Origin of the sequence: Candidatus Tisiphia endosymbiont of Dioctria linearis (assembly GCF_964026545.1) — a bacterium.
Taxonomy (GTDB): domain Bacteria; phylum Pseudomonadota; class Alphaproteobacteria; order Rickettsiales; family Rickettsiaceae; genus Tisiphia.
Genome location: NZ_OZ032156.1, coordinates 122,365 through 139,883, shown reverse-complemented (window position 1 = coordinate 139,883; position 17,519 = coordinate 122,365). Strand labels below are relative to the sequence as shown.

Annotated in this window: 15 protein-coding genes, 1 other RNA gene and 1 pseudogene; 5 read left to right on the top strand and 12 right to left on the bottom strand. The window is 34.2% G+C overall.

The window, feature by feature from the left end; genetic code table 11:
- Nucleotides 1–219: 219 nt before the first annotated feature.
- Nucleotides 220–2,199 (bottom strand): transketolase, encoded by a 1,980-nt coding sequence (tkt, locus tag AAGD42_RS00690; RefSeq protein WP_341752876.1) that lies wholly within the window; start codon nucleotides 2,197–2,199, stop codon nucleotides 220–222.
- A gap of 74 nt (nucleotides 2,200–2,273) precedes the next feature.
- On the opposite strand from tkt, the gene AAGD42_RS00685 reads away from it, so the two are divergent.
- The 4 genes from AAGD42_RS00685 to AAGD42_RS00670 all read left to right on the top strand — a co-directional run bounded on the left by AAGD42_RS00685 (nucleotide 2,274) and on the right by AAGD42_RS00670 (nucleotide 5,611).
- Nucleotides 2,274–3,134: a DUF1189 family protein gene (locus AAGD42_RS00685; RefSeq protein WP_341752875.1), complete on the top strand. Its 861-nt coding sequence runs from the start codon at nucleotides 2,274–2,276 to the stop codon at nucleotides 3,132–3,134.
- A gap of 192 nt (nucleotides 3,135–3,326) precedes the next feature.
- Nucleotides 3,327–4,040, top strand: coding sequence for a pseudouridine synthase (locus AAGD42_RS00680; protein ID WP_341752874.1), 714 nt, complete (start codon nucleotides 3,327–3,329; stop codon nucleotides 4,038–4,040).
- On the top strand, nucleotides 4,037–4,594 hold the full coding sequence (gene rsmD / locus AAGD42_RS00675; protein WP_341752873.1) for a 16S rRNA (guanine(966)-N(2))-methyltransferase RsmD: 558 nt from the start codon (nucleotides 4,037–4,039) through the stop codon (nucleotides 4,592–4,594). Before AAGD42_RS00680 ends, rsmD begins: the two co-directional genes overlap by 4 nt.
- Nucleotides 4,595–4,822: 228 nt before the next feature.
- Nucleotides 4,823–5,611: a hypothetical protein gene (locus AAGD42_RS00670; RefSeq protein ID WP_341752872.1), complete on the top strand. Its 789-nt coding sequence runs from the start codon at nucleotides 4,823–4,825 to the stop codon at nucleotides 5,609–5,611.
- Between the two features lie 130 nt (nucleotides 5,612–5,741).
- Here the strand turns inward: AAGD42_RS00670 and queA are convergent, their stop codons facing one another.
- From queA to gyrA, 3 genes are read right to left on the bottom strand one after another with little or no spacing between them, the layout of a single operon-like run.
- Nucleotides 5,742–6,866, bottom strand: coding sequence for a tRNA preQ1(34) S-adenosylmethionine ribosyltransferase-isomerase QueA (queA, locus tag AAGD42_RS00665; protein WP_341752871.1), 1,125 nt, complete (start codon nucleotides 6,864–6,866; stop codon nucleotides 5,742–5,744).
- Nucleotides 6,853–7,032: a palindromic element RPE1 domain-containing protein gene (locus AAGD42_RS00660; protein WP_341752870.1), complete on the bottom strand. Its 180-nt coding sequence runs from the start codon at nucleotides 7,030–7,032 to the stop codon at nucleotides 6,853–6,855. Before AAGD42_RS00660 ends, queA begins: the two co-directional genes overlap by 14 nt.
- The gene (gene gyrA, locus AAGD42_RS00655) at nucleotides 7,010–9,727 is read right to left on the bottom strand and encodes a DNA topoisomerase (ATP-hydrolyzing) subunit A (protein ID WP_341760743.1); all 2,718 of its coding nucleotides are present in this window, start codon (nucleotides 9,725–9,727) and stop codon (nucleotides 7,010–7,012) included. The genes AAGD42_RS00660 and gyrA overlap by 23 nt, the downstream gene beginning before the upstream one ends.
- A gap of 181 nt (nucleotides 9,728–9,908) precedes the next feature.
- Between gyrA and AAGD42_RS00650 the strand changes: the two genes are divergently transcribed.
- Complete coding sequence (locus AAGD42_RS00650) at nucleotides 9,909–10,076, top strand: hypothetical protein (RefSeq protein WP_341752869.1); 168 nt, start codon at nucleotides 9,909–9,911, stop codon at nucleotides 10,074–10,076.
- Between the two features lie 241 nt (nucleotides 10,077–10,317).
- Here AAGD42_RS00650 and AAGD42_RS00645 read toward each other — a convergent pair whose 3' ends face one another.
- The 8 genes and pseudogenes from AAGD42_RS00645 to AAGD42_RS00610 all read right to left on the bottom strand — a co-directional run bounded on the left by AAGD42_RS00645 (nucleotide 10,318) and on the right by AAGD42_RS00610 (nucleotide 17,456).
- Nucleotides 10,318–11,655 (bottom strand): hypothetical protein, encoded by a 1,338-nt coding sequence (locus AAGD42_RS00645; RefSeq protein ID WP_341752868.1) that lies wholly within the window; start codon nucleotides 11,653–11,655, stop codon nucleotides 10,318–10,320.
- Between the two features lie 35 nt (nucleotides 11,656–11,690).
- A complete protein-coding gene (locus AAGD42_RS00640; RefSeq protein WP_341752867.1) occupies nucleotides 11,691–12,863 on the bottom strand; it encodes a palindromic element RPE2 domain-containing protein in 1,173 nt (390 codons plus the stop codon).
- Nucleotides 12,838–13,140, bottom strand: coding sequence for a hypothetical protein (locus AAGD42_RS00635; protein ID WP_341752866.1), 303 nt, complete (start codon nucleotides 13,138–13,140; stop codon nucleotides 12,838–12,840). The genes AAGD42_RS00640 and AAGD42_RS00635 overlap by 26 nt, the downstream gene beginning before the upstream one ends.
- A 327-nt stretch (nucleotides 13,141–13,467) precedes the next feature.
- Nucleotides 13,468–13,871: RNase P RNA component class A (gene rnpB / locus AAGD42_RS00630), an RNA gene on the bottom strand.
- A 49-nt stretch (nucleotides 13,872–13,920) separates the two neighbouring features.
- Nucleotides 13,921–14,901, bottom strand: a complete 981-nt coding sequence (locus AAGD42_RS00625; RefSeq protein ID WP_341752865.1) for a pyruvate dehydrogenase complex E1 component subunit beta — start codon at nucleotides 14,899–14,901, stop codon at nucleotides 13,921–13,923.
- Nucleotides 14,902–14,905: 4 nt separating this feature from the next.
- Nucleotides 14,906–15,892, bottom strand: a complete 987-nt coding sequence (pdhA, locus tag AAGD42_RS00620; protein WP_341752864.1) for a pyruvate dehydrogenase (acetyl-transferring) E1 component subunit alpha — start codon at nucleotides 15,890–15,892, stop codon at nucleotides 14,906–14,908.
- A gap of 312 nt (nucleotides 15,893–16,204) precedes the next feature.
- Nucleotides 16,205–16,825 (bottom strand): annotated as a pseudogene (locus AAGD42_RS00615) (septal ring lytic transglycosylase RlpA family protein); the annotation flags it as partial.
- Nucleotides 16,826–16,829: 4 nt separating this feature from the next.
- Nucleotides 16,830–17,456, bottom strand: coding sequence for a BON domain-containing protein (locus AAGD42_RS00610; RefSeq protein ID WP_341752863.1), 627 nt, complete (start codon nucleotides 17,454–17,456; stop codon nucleotides 16,830–16,832).
- Between the last annotated feature and the right edge of the window lie 63 nt (nucleotides 17,457–17,519).

The following is a 17,519-nucleotide window of genomic DNA, read 5'->3' as shown; positions in this document are numbered from 1 at the left end:
GCAATCCACTCTTTTATGGATTGCCACGCCACCTACGGTGGCTCGCAATGACGGTTTTTCTACTTTTCCGGAATTTTTAAATTGTCATGGGGTTTATGCGTAAGGTGAGTGAAGTAATCCAAAAAACGACCCAAAATAGATTGCCACGCCACCTATGGTGGCTCGCAATGACAGATAACGTCATTGCGAGAAGGCGTTAGCCGACGAAGCAATCCACTTCTAATTTTTCTGGATTCTTGCCATAATCTTTTCGGAAATATTTGATGAAGTAAGACCGAAATATGAGTATAAATCATTAGAGGGAGCGGAGAGTCCAAATTGTTCCATTCCGAAGAACATTCCGTTCTCTCCAATGATTCGATGCCAGCCAAAACTACTTGCAGCTTCTATAGCAACTTTTAATTTGGCATTGGACAGGATATTTTGGATATAGCTAGGCTGCTGTTTAAAAAACAACTCAAAACATAACATTGAAATCACATTGGTACTAAAGCCATTTTTGCTTAGTATATCTTTTACCTCTAATGCTATTGACAATTCAGAGCCGGTGGCGAAGATAGCAACATCTACTGTTTCTTGATTATTCCCTGACAGTATATACCCACCTTTAGAGCATAAATTTTGCGAAATATTTCGGCTAACTATTTGAGATACTGACTGTCTGGTTAAAGCAAGAACAGAAGGACCCTCTTTATTAGCTAAAGCAATTCGCCAAGATTCAACTGTTTCAAGATAGTCTGCCGGGCGTAATACCATCATATTTGGTAAGCTTCGAAAGGATGCTAGATGCTCTATTGGTTGGTGAGTAGGGCCATCTTCTCCTACCCCAATTGAATCATGGGTCATGATGTAGATCACTTGCTGCTGCATAATAGAAGAAAGCCGCATAGTTGGTTTCATATAATCAGAAAATACTAGGAAAGTAGCCCCTACGGGTAAGAAGCCTGATAATGCGAGTCCGTTCATGATAGCCCCCATAACATTCTCACGAACCCCATAATGGATGTAATTGCCAGTAAAATCATCTTTATTAATTATGTTACTAGCAGTATTTTTGATATTGTTGGATAATGATAAATCAGCTGAGCCAAAAATAATTTTATCTGATAGTTTGCTTAGATATTCTATAACTCTACCAGATGAACAACGGGTTGCTTCAGCTTTTTCTGGAATAAGGATATTATCAAGAAAAGAGCAATCTATATCAGCTTTATTGCAATAGGCTTTTTGCTCTTGAGTTATATCAGCAAACTTCTCTTGCCAATTAGTATAACTCGCTTGATTTCTTAACCAAGCTGTACCCCATATCTCTTGTAATTCCTTTGGTATAGTAAACGCCTGATCATTAAAACCTAAATTTTCTTTAAGAAGTTTAACCTCATCTTTGCCGAGCGGGCAGCCATGGGCGGCATTTGAATTCACCTTGTTAATAGAGCCTTTGCCAATTAAAGTACGGCAGGCAATCAAGTATGGTTTATCAGAATTTTGTGCCTTAATTAGGCTGGCATTAATTTGCTCAAAATCATGCCCATCAATAGATTCGGTATTCCAGCCCATGGCGGCAAATTTCAGCAGATGGTTTTCAGATACAGTAAGGTTGGTAGAGCCGTCGATGGAAATTTTATTATCATCAAATAAAACTATTAAGTTATTTAGGCATAAATGCCCAGCTAAAGAAGCAGCTTCATAGCTTATACCTTCCATTAGGCATCCATCTCCAATTATACAATAAATTTTGTGTGCACTAAGCTCTTTGCCCAATTTTTGTTGATATTTTTTTTGGGCAATCGCCATCCCAACTGAAGTACCAAACCCCTGACCTAAAGGCCCTGTAGTAGCCTCAATAGCTTCATACGCCCCATATTCTGGATGTCCAGGAGTTTTGGAATGTAATTTCCGAAATTGTTTCAAATCTTCTAGGTGAAAATTTTTATAATTTGTTAAATAATAAAAACTATAAAGCAACATAGAACCGTGCCCAGCTGATAGCACCAGGCGATCACGGTCAAACCAAGTTGGATCATTAGGATTGAATTTTAGAAAATTAAATACTAGCATGGTCATAACATCTGCCATACCAAGAACCATACCTGGATGCCCTGATTGAGCATATTCTATACTATCACTTGCTAAAACTCTAATACAATTACTTAATTTAGAATATTCTTCTGAATATTTTGGTATTTTATTAAACTTCATTATAATAAATATTAATTTTGTGTTAAAAGATATTGATAAAAAATTTTTTATGAATCTACATCAAAATAGATATTATGACAACAAAACTATTATCCGTTTTCTCATGGTTTAGCACTTTATTGCATCAATTATGGTTATCAATTAGTTCAGTAAATTTCTACCAAGATGTTTATAAGTCATATAAAGGATACGGGATTAAGTATATATTTGCTGTGTCTTTTATATCATCATTAATCTATTGTATTGTTATATTTAATTACTTGTTAGTCCTCACCGATTACTTTACTGAGAATCGTTTAACAAAAGGCACTATAACTATTGAACATATATTAAAACAATTACCGGAAATCTATTATGATGGTAATAAAATTTTAGTTGATCAGGATGAACCTATATATTTACTTGATGAGAATGGTAATAAGCTTGCGGTTATAGACTCAAAAAATCAATTATCTTATAGTGATAAAATTAAAATTCCTATCCTGTTTGGTAGTAACAATATAACCCTTACTACAGTAGAAATAACCGATAAAAAAAAGAGCATGTTCAGTATAGGATATTCTAAATTATTTACTCCTGATCAAAAGATTCTCACTGAAGAAGTCATTAAAAAGCATTTTGCCAAAACCCTAATACAAGCACCAAAGATATTTATTTACATTTTAATGCCGATAATAATAGTTTTTCGTTTTGCAACAATTTTATTTGAAAAAAGCTTTATTATCATCTTAGTATATTTGTTAACTAACTATTTTGGTCCTAAATCCTCTTGGCAAACCTGTATCAGGATAACCTTATTTTCAAGTGGCATAGCAATTTTATTACAACCTATGATGGTTATATTTTTGCCAGAATTTAGTAGTATTATATTTTTTATACAGATGTTCACCAGTTTGTTACTGCTTTTAGCAATGTTGAGGATACGAAACAAATAGGGAAGGGGGTATTCCAGGAATAGTATATACTTGTTTATACAATAAATTGCTGTAGGTAATGAATTGTGGTAACATAAAGTGATTAGAAATAGATTGCTTCGTCGCTACTAAACTAGTTCCTCGCAATGACGCTTGGGAATTAGTGACGGCACGGTAATCCAAACTACTTAAATTATATTTGGATTGTTTTTTTTGAAACAGGATAGTACACAAAGGCTAGCAAAAGCGATTAGTAATGCAGGGATATGTTCAAGGCGTGATGCAGAGCTGCTTATCAAAAATAGTCAAGTAATGGTAAATGGGGTGATTATCGATTCGCCTGCCACCTTGGTTGATAATACTAGCATTATTGAAGTATCAGGAAAAGTAATAGATCAACAACAAACTCCGCGTTTATGGACATATTACAAACCTGTTGGCTTAATTACCTCACATAAAGATAATTATGGTAGAGAAACTGTCTTTGAAAATCTGGTATTACAGAATATGCCTAGGGTAATTTCAATAGGGCGACTAGACCTCAATAGTGAAGGGTTACTATTACTTACCAATAATGGTGACTTAGCAAGGAAGTTTGAGCTACCATCAAGCAAACTCGAACGTGTATATAAAGTCAGAGCCCATGGTAATCCAAGCCTGTTGCTTAAAAATTATAAAAATATAGAGATTGATCAAATACGTTATGATCCTAAATTAATTAAATTAATAAAATCAGGAAAAACTAATTGTTGGTTTGAAGTAATTTTGACTGAAGGCAAAAATCGTGAAATTAGGAAGATATTTGAATATTTTGGTCTAAGTGTTAACCGGTTAATTAGAATTAGTTATGGGGGGTTTATATTAGGTGATTTGCAACCAAATCAGTATAAAGAAATGCCATTTGAGAAATTTAAGAAATTTTTATGATACGAATTATCGCCGGCAAACATAAAAACCGGATAATACCCACCTTAAAAAACTCTAATTATCGTCCTTCTACTGGCAAAATTCGAGAAGCGATTTTTAGTATATTAACTTCAGGAGAATTTAGTGATGGTAGGTTATTTACCAAGGATTCTAAGGTTCTCGATTTATTTGCCGGCACTGGTAGCTTAGCTTTTGAGAGCTGTTCTAGAGGAGCAGGGGATATTACAGTAATTGATATAAATGCTGATTATTTGCGGGCAGCAAAAGCATTTGCTAGTAAAATAGGTGAAATGGATAAAATGACTTTCCTAAATATCAATGCTACAGCTTTGCCAAAATGTAAAAACAGCTTTGATCTAATTTTTATTGATCCACCATACTATCAAAATCTTGTATCAAAGGCAGTAAATGCTTTGAAAAAAGGTCAATGGTTAAAAGATGGAACAATTATTGTCGTTGAATTTGCTAAAAATGAGCATCTTACAGATGATTCTTTAGAAACGATTAAAGAAAAAATATATGGTGATAGTAAATTGCTTATTTTACGCTCCTAGCTTAAACTTATTTGTATACAATAGTTCTATAATATATATTATGGAAAATAGTTTGTTATTAGTGGCACTAATTTTAACAAGCAAGGTAATCATATTATACCCTGTAGAGGAGAGGTAATTAGAAAGGAACAAATAAAAAGGATTGCTGAAGTATTAGAAACAAATGAAACAGTTACTACACTATCATATTGTAGCAGTTCTGGATATGAACCTACGGGATATGAACCTATGGGAGATGAAGTGGCAGAAGCATTTGCTAAAATGCTAAAAAACAATAAAACAATTACAGTAAAACAATTACAGAGTTTTATTTTAAGCTGCCATAATATAGGAGATGAGGGTATTAAAGCTATTGTTCTAGCGTTAGAACATAATAAAACTATTACTAGCGTTAATTTTTCTAATTCAGAGCTTACTGATGATCAAATTTTAGTCTTTACGGACAGTCTAAAGAAGAATAAGACAGTTACTGATGTTACTATAGTTGGGAATAATAACGAGATAACAGCGGCTGGTATCCAGCACATTTATGATATGCTAGATAGTAATCCTAGGATTATTACAGGACATTTTTATCTTAGTCCTGGTGAAGGAATGCAGGAATCTGAGAAAGCATCATTTTTATCTACTCTTGAATCCTGTAAGTACAACCTAAACCCCCTATACAAGTTAGCAAAGTTTGTTAATAATAACCTCGAATCTTTTGTTGGGGAATTTGATGTTACATCTAACCCCAAACATCTATCTGCTTTAAAATTTTATCAACAATCTAACAAAGATTTGTTATCTAAGATGTTAGAAGTAGTCAACCCAGCTATAAACCCAGAAAAGGTTTTGACGCAACTTAATTCGTATATAAACTATAATTTGTTTTCTTTAACTGGAGTATTTAAAACTCCCCAACCTGAAAATAATTCTGATACCAAAGGTTTATTCAGTCTAAATGAAGACGTACTTTCGGTGATTGGAGAACATTTAAACTTATGGGATATTAAGTCAGATGATATTGTGAATTAATCACTTCGATAGCGTCATTGTGCATAAACGTCAGTTTAAGAAAACAATAATTGAGAAACCGTCATTGCGAGACCACGCAAGTAGGTCGTGGCAATCCATAAAACTTGTCATATGGATTGCTTCAATGCTACTAAAGTAGCTTCTCGCAATGACGTTTGAGGTTTACGCACTCCTCGCGACGGTGTAGCTGATAAAGAAGCGTTGCATCACCATAACTAAAAAACCGCATTTTTTGATCTATAGCATATTTGTAGATATTAGTTATTTCCTGATAGCCAGCAAATGCACAAACTAACATGAATAATGTAGATTTTGGCAAATGAAAATTGGTAATTAACATATCGACAATTTGAAATTTAAATCCTGGTCTAATAAAAATGTCTGTTTCAAATCCACCATTTGTTATTTGCCCATTATTTGCTATGGCGTTACTTTCTAATGCTCGTAAGGTGGTAGTGCCGACGGCTATTATTCGTCTATTTTCTTTTTTTGCCTTATTAATCATATCTTCAGTTTTTTTATCTATATGATAATACTCTGAATGCATTTGATGTTGATCAATATCTTCAGTTTTAACTGGTAGGAACGTCCCTGCCCCAACATGCAAGGTAATAAAGGCAGTTTCAATATTTTTTGCTTTAACTAATGCCAACAACTGTTCGGAGAAATGTAGCCCTGCAGTTGGGGAGGCTACTGCTCCAGGGTTATTGCTATAAACTGTTTGATATCTATTATAGTCAAATTCTTCTGAATTGCCTATATCATCCTCTAGATTAGCGTCCTTTGGTAACCTTTCTCCCCTTTTTATATAAGGAGGTAGCGGAATTTCACCATATTTCTCTAAAAACTCAAAAATTGAGATATTATCTAGAGCAAAAGCCACCTCAACTTGTCCCATTCCAAGCTTTTTACTTATAATAATCTTATTACCAGCAAACTCAAACTGATCTTCAATGGCAAGTCTTTTTGATGGTTTGGCAAAACCATGCCAATAATTATCACTTATTGCCTTGTTTAGGTATAATTCGATCTTTTTACCAGCTTTATTCAGTAGCAATTTGGTGTTAATAACTTTAGTGTCATTAAATACCATTAAATTACCAGGGCATAGATAGTCGATTATATCATGAAACTTGGTCTGCACTAAGTGATTATTTGGGGCAGCTACCAATAAATTAGACTCATCTCGTTTTTTTGCTGGGTTCTGGGCTATTAATTCACTCGGTAAGGTAAAATCAAAATCAGATAACTTCATTAGACCTCCTGCAAAACTCTACTTCTGCTGGTAATTTGTGCGTGATACCGGTACTCTGCTCCTCACGTACACTTAAGTATGCTGCGGTTCTCCGTTCCTTGTCTCCTACAAATTCCTCAGCATAAGCGAGTTTTGCAAGAGGTCTATTCAGGCAATACTTCCCCATCGTCACTATCATCTTGCATATTCTCTTCTTCTGTTTCAGGACTTTCAGCAATCAACGCAACAGAAACTACTTTTTCTTCTTGCTCGGTTTTAAATAATATTACCCCGCTAGTATTACGTCCAGTGATACGTACCGATTCAAGTTTACATCTAATTAGTTTGCCGTTATTAGTAATTAGCATCAACTCATCGGACATATTAACCGGCATTACGCCAACAACCAAGCCTGTTTTATTAGACACATCCATATTAACAACACCACTCCCACCACGATTAGTAATCCTATACTCATATGCCGAACTTCTTTTGCCAAAACCATTTTCCGTAACAGTGAGGATAAATTCTTCAGACAGTGCCATTTCCAAAATCTGTTCTTTAGTTAAATTTACCCCATATTCTTCCGGAGTAAATTCTTTACCATCAGCTATTAACAATCTTTCCTCTAGAGGAATTGATCGGTAAGTTTCTCTTTCATCCATAGTGCAGGAGATGCCTTTTAATATGGTCATAGAGATAACATAGTCGCCTGAAGCAAGTCTCATCCCTCTTACCCCATCAGAAGTGCGGCTTTTAAATACCCTAACTGAACTAGCAGGAAATCTTATAGCTTTACCAGATTTTGTTGCCAGTAACACATGATCTTCATCTTTACAAACTTTAACATCTATTAAAAGGTCATTATCATCAAGCCTAATAGCAATTTTACCATTTGATTGAATACGTTTAAAGTCTGATAAATCATTTCTCCTGATATTACCTTGGCTTGTAGCAAAAATAATATTCAAACTATCCCACTCATCCTGATTCTCAGGTAATGGCATAATATTATTGATATGCTCTCCTTTTTTTAAAGGTAAAATATTGACTATTGGTCTGCCCTTACTCTGAGGATTACCGAGCGGTAATTTGTATAATTTTAAGCTATATACTTGACCAATATTTGAGAAAAACAACATTGGTGTGTGAGTACTACCAACAAATATTTGAGTAGTAATATCCTCGTCTCTCATTGACAGCCCTGACCTGCCCTTCCCTCCCCGGTTCTGTGCTCTATAGGTAGCAAGAGGTACGCGTTTAATATAACCGCCTAATGTTACGGTCACAACCATTTCTTCTCTTTGGATAAGATCCTCTATATCCTGATCGAAGTCACCAAATTCAATACTAGTAAGACGTGGTGTAGCGAATTCATCTTTAATTCTAATTAACTCGTTTTTTAAAATTTCTAGAAGTCTCTCACGTGATGATAAAATAGCAGTATAGCCTGTAATTTCCTCAGCAATTTCTGCTAGATCATTTTCTAATTTATTCTTCTCCATAGCAGTTAAACGTTGTAACCGCATTTCAAGAATAGCTTTGGTCTGTGTTTCAGTAAAATAACAGTTACCATCATCGGCTATCACCGCTCTATCATCAACAAGTTTTACTAAATTTATGATAGTTGAGGCATCCCAAGTCCTTTGCATTAATTGCTCTTTAGCACTTGCCGGATCACTTGAAGATTTAATAATTCTAATAACTTCATCAATGTTACTAACTGCAATAATTAGTCCCAATAAAATATGAGCTTTATCCCGAGCCTTATTTAATAAATATATCGTTCTCCGAGTGATTACTATTTCTCTAAAATTAACAAAAGCCGCTATTACTTCTTTTAAGTTCATAACTTCTGGTAGCCCGTCTTTTAGAGCTAACATAATCACCCCAAAACTGGTTTGTAACTGAGTATAAGAATATATTTGGTTTAGCACTACTTCAGCTACCACGTCTTTCTTTATTTCAATTACTACTCTAATACCATCTTTATTTGATTCATCTCTAAGATCGCTGATACCCTCTATCCGTTTTTCTTTGACTAATTCAGCAATTTTCTCAACTAATTTAGCTTTATTAACCATATATGGTATTTCTGTAATAATAATAGCCTGTCTATTATTAGCAATCTCTTCAATTTCTGCCCGACCTCTAGTTAGAATACTCCCCCTGCCCGTTAAATAAGCTGACCTAATACCGCTTGTACCAAGCACAATACAAGCAGTCGGAAAGTCAGGTCCTTTAACCACTGACATAAGATCTAATATTTCTATATCATTATTATCAACATATAGGCAGCAAGCATCAATAATTTCTCCAAGATTATGAGGTGGAATGTTAGTAGCCATACCCACAGCAATACCATTAGTGCCATTCACTAAGAGATTTGGAAACATTGATGGCAATACTGTAGGCTCTCTCTCAGAACCATCATAATTTGGAGCAAAATCAACGGTTTCTTTGTCAATATCTTCAAGCAATGTATGAGTGACTTTAGCCAGTCTTGACTCTGTATACCTCATAGCAGCAGGTGCATCACCATCTCTCGAACCAAAATTACCTTGACCATTAATTAGTGGTAATCTTAAAGAAAAATCCTGTGCCATTCTCACTAATGAGTCATAAATTGCCGCATCACCATGTGGATGATATTTACCCATTACATCACCAATAATTCTCGCTGACTTACGATGAGGTTTGTTAAAGTAGTTAGAAGCTTCATACATTGCATAAAGGATTCTGCGATGTACTGGCTTTAGACCATCGCGTACATCTGGAATAGCCCTACTGACAATTACACTCATTGCATAATCTAAGTATGAGCCTTTCATCTCATCTTCAATGTTAACAGATATTAAGTTTTGATGATCTATAATAGCCACAGTTAGAACCCACATTTATTAAAGTAATATTCGAATGGTTTAAGTATAGTACATATTCGGAAAGAAATCTATCGTTGAATGAGCATAGACTAGCTAGGAAAGATATTTTTTAAGATGATTGAGATTATATATGTAATGATATATAATAATTATTTGAGGTAAGTATATTTAGGAAATATTTATGGCCAATGAAAAACTAACATGGATGGAAATTTTTGAAAAATTGTCACTAATACCAACAGGGGATTTTTTTGATAAAGAAGGTAGAGCAGATTCACCAACTGAAGAAAAAGGGGAATTAAACAAACCTAAATATAATGATACATATCCCTACTTCAGTGATTTTTGATAAGGTACAAGTCTGAAAGACCGTTGTATAAGGGTATAAGATTCTAAGGCTGACATCTCCTCGCAATGACGATTGTGTAATAAGTACTCTTGTCATTGCGAGACCACGCAAGTAGGTCTTGGCAATCCATTTCTAATCACTTTCCTGGATTGCTTCGTTGCCACAAAGTGGCTCCTCGCAATGACATCTTGTACTTTAACTTTTTTCCGTGAACACTCACATTCAACCTACAACTGTAGTACTAGATAGCCTCTTTTGTCACTTTGGAATGTCTGAACTTTAGATAAATTGGCAGGCTAAATAATGTTAACACTCTTATGACATAGTAGTAACGGTAATCACATGCCATAGTAGCAAAAAATAATACTACCGAAAAGACAAGACCTATCGCAACAATATAAGTTAAAATAACCTTCTCAGGATTATTAGATTGTTTATTTGTTAAAATAGCTGCTAAATAAACAAATATTAGTATAAAGCTAATAAAATTCTTAGTTATTAGCCTTGGAAATGCTTTTAAGTAGGCTATCACTAGGTCTTTTACATGATTCTTTTTAAGATAAATGCCATATTTTTCAGCTTCATTAGGATCAATAAATAAATCGTCACTATAATACTCTGCACTCTTCATTAATAAGATGAAATTCTTTATACGATGTTTAAGAAAAGCTAGTGGATAATGGGTTGCAGCTTTTACATAACTAGATTCCAGCTCTTGTAGCTTTATAGGGTCTGATGTTGAATTATAAATTCGAACATCACCAAAAACTAAAGCATTAACTAAAGTTGGTGTATAGAGGGATTTAAGCTTTTCAAAACTATATAAATTTTTATCTTCTTTGACATAATCTGGTAGTAAATAATCATTATCTATTGCAACAATCACTCCTGCTATGTCAAATAGTTGGCGTAATTGGTTTGCATGACTATCCGTAGAAAAATGCTTAGCAAGATAATTATTCCCCTCTATTATTACTAAAGAAAGAATAATAGTTACTATTATCCTAATAAACCAGTTAGCTTTAAGAGAAACTGATAATACAAACAAAATTAAAATTGGGGCAATAAATTGTGCTTGAAATTTAACACCAACAACATAAAAAATAACTAATAACAGTCCAATAGCTGCCAAATAAGATGGTCGTTTTTGATGATAGCTATAAAAAATACAACTAGCTATTACAAAAAAACTACCTAAGCCAAACCCTATATCTTTCCAAATTACACCGGATTGAGCTAATATATTTGGAAGAAATGGTATTACAAAATAAAGATATCTATATTTATTTTGTCGATCAGCATAAAAAAGCAATAATACCCCACCCCACAACAATACTAAATGCCATAATAGCATTATCTGTGGCCCTTGATAGATATGATTGAGTAACGACCATATCATTGACATTAAAGGTGGATGATGAGAAAAATAATTTCCACTAATACTTTGTTCATATTGAGAAAAGCTATCAACCGTCATTCCACCAGGATAGGCTGATAGAAAGTGAAAAAACATTAAAGTGAAACATAAAATTATGGGATAATATTTACACCAAAATTCTGTATAAAAAATATTTTTCATAATTTAAAAATCCTTGAGATATTATAAATTCTCGCCTATACACCTACACGGGAATGAAATTTGTTACTTCCATGTCTAAACTTCAGATAAATTGGCAGACTAAATAATGTTAACACTCTTATTACATAGTAGTAACAGTAATCAGATGCCATAGTAGCAAAAAGTAATACTACCGAAAACACAAGACCTATAGCAACAATATAAGTTAAAATAACTTTTTCAGGATTATAGTCAATTGATGAGAAGTTGGGGACGTCGTCACTCATCGCTCGCCTATTACTTATAGGTGTCGCTCCATCGCTCCTAGCCCCAAATTCTCCTGAATTGACTATATCAGATTGTTTATTTGTTAAAATAGCTGTTAAATAAACAAATATTAGTATAAAACTAATAAGGTTGGTTGTTAAAATCCATGGGTATTTTTTTAAATATTTTGTTATCGCCTTTTTTAAGTGATTATTCTTAATATCTATATTATGTTTTTGAGCTTCGGTAGAATCAATAAAGCCATAGCGATAGAATCGCGTTTTGGTCATTAAAAAAGCAAAATTGACCATTCGATGTTTTAAAAAAATTAGAGGATGGTACATTATAGCTTTTATATAAGCAGACTGCATATCTTGCAATTTTATAGGGTATGATGTTGAATTATAAATCCTAGTATCACCAAAGATTAATGTATCAACCCACCTTGCAGTATATTGTGCCTTGAGCTTTTCAAAACTATATAAATTTTTGTCTTCTTTAACATAGTCTGGTAATAAATCATCATTATTTATGGCGACACTCACTCCAGCAACATCAAAAAATTGAGGTAATTGCTCTGAATGACCCTCTGTAGAAAAATATTTAGCAAGTGTAATATTACCATATATGATTATTACGGAAATAATACTAGTAGCTGTTATTCTTATCAAAATATTGGTTTTAAGATAAACTGACAATATAAACAAAATCAAAATTGGTGCAATAAATTTAGCTTGAAATTTAACCCCAACAATATAAAAGCAAATCAATAATAATCCAACAATCACCCATAAAGGTGGTGTTTTTTGTCGATAAGTAAAAAAAATACAAGTAGCTATGCAGAAGAAACTACCTAAGGCAAAAACTACATCTTTCCAAATTGTTGCAGATTGAGACAATATATTAGGCGAAAGGGCAATTACCAAATATAAATATCTATAATTTATTTTGTTGATCTGCATACAGAAGTAGTAGTATTCCACCCCATAAAAATGCTAAATCTACCAATAGCATCAATTGTGGACCTTGATGGATATGATTAATTAACGACCATACTATTGACATTAAAGATGGGTGATGAGAATTATAATTTCCACTAATACTCTGCTGATATTGATCAAAACTATCAGATGACATACCACCAGGATAGGCTGATAAAAAATGAAAAACCATTAAGACGAAACATAAAATGACGGGATAATATTTACGCCAAAATTCTGTATAAAAAATATTTTTCACAATCTTAAAAATCCTTGAGATAATCTATTCTTATGGAATGGATTGTTTCAACCCTTGCATAGTTTCGCAATGACGCATAGGTATCTCAAGCGTCATTGCGAGAAGGCTTAAGCCTCCGAAGCAATCCATTTAATCGTTTTTTCTGGATTGCTTCGTCGACCTAAGGTCTCCTCGCAATGACGACTTTTTTACTTTATTTTCTTAAACTAACGCCTATGCGTCATTGCGAGACCACGCAAGTAGGTCGTGGCAATCCATAAAGCTTGTCATATTGCTTCGTCATCACTAAAACATCTCCTCGCAATAACCTTTGGGTAAAAGTCTTATAAAAAATGATGGTCTATAAGCCGGATTTTGTATAGATAATATTTCTATTATTTATTGCAGTTATTTATCTAGGATAAATGTTACCATTTACCTCAAGCGATCTACCCGCACTACTTCTAGCCAGAGATGCCTAGGAACACGTAAGTTCTGTAGTGCCTATTTGATCTTGCTCTTGGTGGGGTTTACCATGCGTAGCTTGTTACCAACCTACCGGTGTGCTCTTACCACACCATTTCACCCTTACCAAACTATGTTAAATTATAATTTGGCGGTATATTTTCTGCGGCACTTTCCCTAAAAGATTACTCTTCCGCTGGACGTTAACCAGCACCATATCTCTGTAGAGTCCGGACTTTCCTCGTAAATTCCAGTATAGATTTTTACGCAACTGCACGACCATCGAGATGATTATGTTTTAATATAGTTGCCTCGTCAATGATTTTTTTACAAATATCATTGAACATAACACACTTTCTTCACAGCATTAATAACGTCTTCAATAGTTGGTAAGGCTAATTTCTCTAAATTAACAGCATATGGTAAGGGGACATCCTTAGCCGAGATAATTTCTATAGGAGCATCTAGATAATCAAATGCCTGACTCATCACCATGCTAGCTATAGTTGCCCCAACCCCGGCAAAAAACCAACCTTCTTCTATAATAACCAATCGATTAGTCTTTTTGACTGATTGTAATATAGTTTCTATATCCAAAGGCTTGATCGTTCTAAGGTCAATCACCTCACAGTTAATGCCATTATTCTGCAAACTATTTGCCGCATCTAAAGCCAACTTAACTTGTAAGGAAAATGTTACTATGGTAGCATCATCACCTTCAATAAGTTTCTTAGCTTGCCCAAAAGGAATAGGCTCGATTATTTCTGGAACTTCAAAACTATGCCCATAGAGAATTTCATTCTCTAGAAAAATTACTGGGTTATCATCACGAATAGCCGTCATTAACAACCCTTTGTGATCTTCTGCACTATAGGGAGCTACTACTTTTAACCCCGGAATATGACTATAACAAGCTGTATAATTTTGACTATGTTGTGCAGCAACTCGACTTGCTGCTCCATTTGGTCCACGAAATACTATTGGACATTTAATAATTCCACCAGACATATAATGAGTCTTAGCTGCAGAATTAACTATTTGATCCATTGCTTGCATAGCAAAATTAAATGTCATAAATTCAACAATTGGACGCAACCCCGAAAAAGCTGCACCAATAGCCACCCCAGCAAAGCCATGTTCTGTTATTGCTGTATCAATTACTCTTTTTGCCCCGAATTGCTCTAACAATCCTTGGGTTACCTTATATGCTCCTTGATACTTGGCAACTTCCTCTCCCAGAATAAAGATACTATCATCTCTCAACATTTCTTCCTGCATTGCCTGACGCAAAGCTTCCCGTACTGTTATTTGTAACATCTTCCTACTCATTCACAACATAAATATTAGTATATAGTTCTTTCTCATCCGGTAAGGCTGAGCTTTCTGAAAACTCAACTGCTTCTGCAATAATATCTTTGACCTCTTTGTCAATTTCTTTCAACTGCTGCTCACTAGCATATTTGTTAGCTAAGATTATATCTTTCACTTGTGATAAGGGATCTTGTTCTTTATAGATTTCCACTTCTTCCTTAGTACGATATTTGGCTGGATCAGACATTGAGTGTCCTCTGTAACGATAACAATCCATTTCTAATATTATTGGTCCATCACCATTTCTTGTAAATTCTGCAGCTTGCCGAGCATAATCATAAACTGACTCTAACGACATACCATTTACTCTAAATCCGGTAATACCACACGACTCCCCTTTCTTGTAAAGGTCAGTCATAAAGGTCGAACGGGCTACTGAAGTACCCATAGAATATTGATTATTTTCAATAATATAAATTACCGGTAAATGCCATAATGCCGCTATATTAAAAGCTTCATATACTTGCCCCTGATTAACTGCCCCATCTCCTAAAAAGGTAAAACACACATTATCAGTATTTCGATATTTTTCAGCAAAAGCCAGACCAGTACCTATCGGCACCTGGGCTCCTACAATGCCATGCCCACCGTAAAATTTGTTTTGTACATCAAACATATGCATTGAACCACCCTTGCCTTTCGAACAACCAGTTTCCTTACCCATTAGCTCTGCTAACACATATTTTGCTTCAGTCCCGGCTGAAATAATATGAGCATGATCCCTATAACTGGTAATAGTATTATCACCCGCCTGTTTTACTAATTTTATACCGGTAATTATCGCTTCTTGTCCAATATATAAGTGACAAAACCCACCTATTAGACCCATACCGTATAATTGTCCACATTTTTCTTCAAATCTTCTAAGCAACAATATCTTTCTATAAGACTCGAGATATTGAGTACTGTTTAGTTTATATTTCCCAGGAACAATCATCTATGACTCCTCTATATTCTCAATTATATATACTATAAATATAGCAGATTTTTATGATCCACTAATAGCTGTTCTCATTATTTTTGTGATATTGCTTATTTTTTCTGGATTGCCACGCTCACTATGTGGTCTCGCAATGACAGATAACGTCATTGCGAGGAGGCACAAGCCGACGAAGCAATCCAGAAAGGTGTTTAAAATGGATTGCTTCGACCATTACATGGTCTCGCAATGACGTAGATGCACCCCAAACGTCATTGCGAGTGAGCCAGTTTACTGGCAACGAAGCAATCCACTACTATCCTAAAATTATCAAGGATTAACTGTCAATTTATGTTTTAGATTTACTAATTTTATATGACAATTAACGCTACATTTAGGATTGGCTACTTTTTTTTGGGCAATACAATTTTCCTTAGGTCTTAAAGCAATATTATGCAAAAATTCTTTAGTCTCCTTACCCATATATTGCACTCTAACCTTTGCTATACCACGTCTTTTAAATCCTAAAATCTCAGCAGATTTTTCTGAAACATCTATAATACGGTTCTTTTTAAAAGGTCCACGATCATTAACCATCACAATCAGGGACTTATTATTACTTAAGTTAGTAACTTTGACCAAACTAGGCAACGGCAAACTACGATGAGCTGCACTTAGCATATGTTTATTATAGGTATCACCATTGGCTGTTTTTTTTCCATGGGTATTATCCTTGAAACCATACCAAGATGCCATACCTACTTCATTGCAATTAACATTTTCCTTAGGCTTATAAGTCTTACCTTTAATAGTATATTTTTTGCCTATCTTATAATGTCCCTTATAATGAATATTTTTAGGATCTTCCTTCGATAATTTGCTATATAGGCTAGTCTTTGGTGAAGTAGAACAAGAGCTAAGTCCTATACAATAAACTAGCAACAAAAGAATAGGTCTAAATTTCACTTTCATTTATATCATGTTCATTATTAATCTTTTTAGTTTCCTTCATTTTAACATGACAGATTACTCTTTCCACCCCATTAATCTGAGAAGCAATAGAAGTGACCATTTCTAACTCCTCCTCAGACCTTGCTAAACCAAATATATATACTATATTGTTAACTGTAACAATAGTGTAATTTACCCATTTTATATCTCGCTTAATAAAAGTCCTAGCTTTAATCTGACTAGTAATTATAGCATCTTTAGTATATTGCACTAAGTCAAAATGATCACTTTTTTTATCTATTATCAATTCATTAATAACTTCACTAACTCCTGTTATATCCCAGACAAGTTCTACAGCTTTTAATGCCTCTTCTTTTTTGTCTATGGTTCCAGTAAGTAGCACCCTACCCTGTTCTACCTCAACCTTAATCTTAGTGTATAATTCCCTGAAATTATTTTTCATGAAAGAAGCTTTGATCTTCGTTGATATTTTTATGTCATCAATTGTTTCGGAAATTGATTGATCTTTTGCCGCTGCGATAGTAGAACTAGTTGTTGCAGTAAAAATTGCTGGAAAACATCCTGTGAGTATGAAAGATAAGATTATAATAATAAAGTTAATTCTATACATAACCCTCCTTACGTCTACGTAATATCCGCCCTTAAGATAAAGCTAACCCGTTAATGTTCTAGA

Excerpts from the sequence above, each read along its gene's own strand:
- tkt (WP_341752876.1), bottom strand. The coding sequence starts at position 2,199 with ATGAAGTTTAATAAAATACCAAAATATTCAGAAGAATATTCTAAATTA.
- AAGD42_RS00685 (WP_341752875.1), top strand. The coding sequence starts at position 2,274 with ATGACAACAAAACTATTATCCGTTTTCTCATGGTTTAGCACTTTATTG.
- rsmD (WP_341752873.1), top strand. The coding sequence starts at position 4,037 with ATGATACGAATTATCGCCGGCAAACATAAAAACCGGATAATACCCACC.
- AAGD42_RS00670 (WP_341752872.1), top strand. The coding sequence starts at position 4,823 with ATGGGAGATGAAGTGGCAGAAGCATTTGCTAAAATGCTAAAAAACAAT.
- queA (WP_341752871.1), bottom strand. The coding sequence starts at position 6,866 with ATGAAGTTATCTGATTTTGATTTTACCTTACCGAGTGAATTAATAGCC.
- AAGD42_RS00660 (WP_341752870.1), bottom strand. The coding sequence starts at position 7,032 with ATGGGGAAGTATTGCCTGAATAGACCTCTTGCAAAACTCGCTTATGCT.
- AAGD42_RS00650 (WP_341752869.1), top strand. The coding sequence starts at position 9,909 with ATGGCCAATGAAAAACTAACATGGATGGAAATTTTTGAAAAATTGTCA.
- AAGD42_RS00645 (WP_341752868.1), bottom strand. The coding sequence starts at position 11,655 with ATGAAAAATATTTTTTATACAGAATTTTGGTGTAAATATTATCCCATA.
- AAGD42_RS00640 (WP_341752867.1), bottom strand. The coding sequence starts at position 12,863 with ATGCAGATCAACAAAATAAATTATAGATATTTATATTTGGTAATTGCC.
- AAGD42_RS00625 (WP_341752865.1), bottom strand. The coding sequence starts at position 14,901 with ATGTTACAAATAACAGTACGGGAAGCTTTGCGTCAGGCAATGCAGGAA.
- pdhA (WP_341752864.1), bottom strand. The coding sequence starts at position 15,892 with ATGATTGTTCCTGGGAAATATAAACTAAACAGTACTCAATATCTCGAG.
- AAGD42_RS00610 (WP_341752863.1), bottom strand. The coding sequence starts at position 17,456 with ATGTATAGAATTAACTTTATTATTATAATCTTATCTTTCATACTCACA.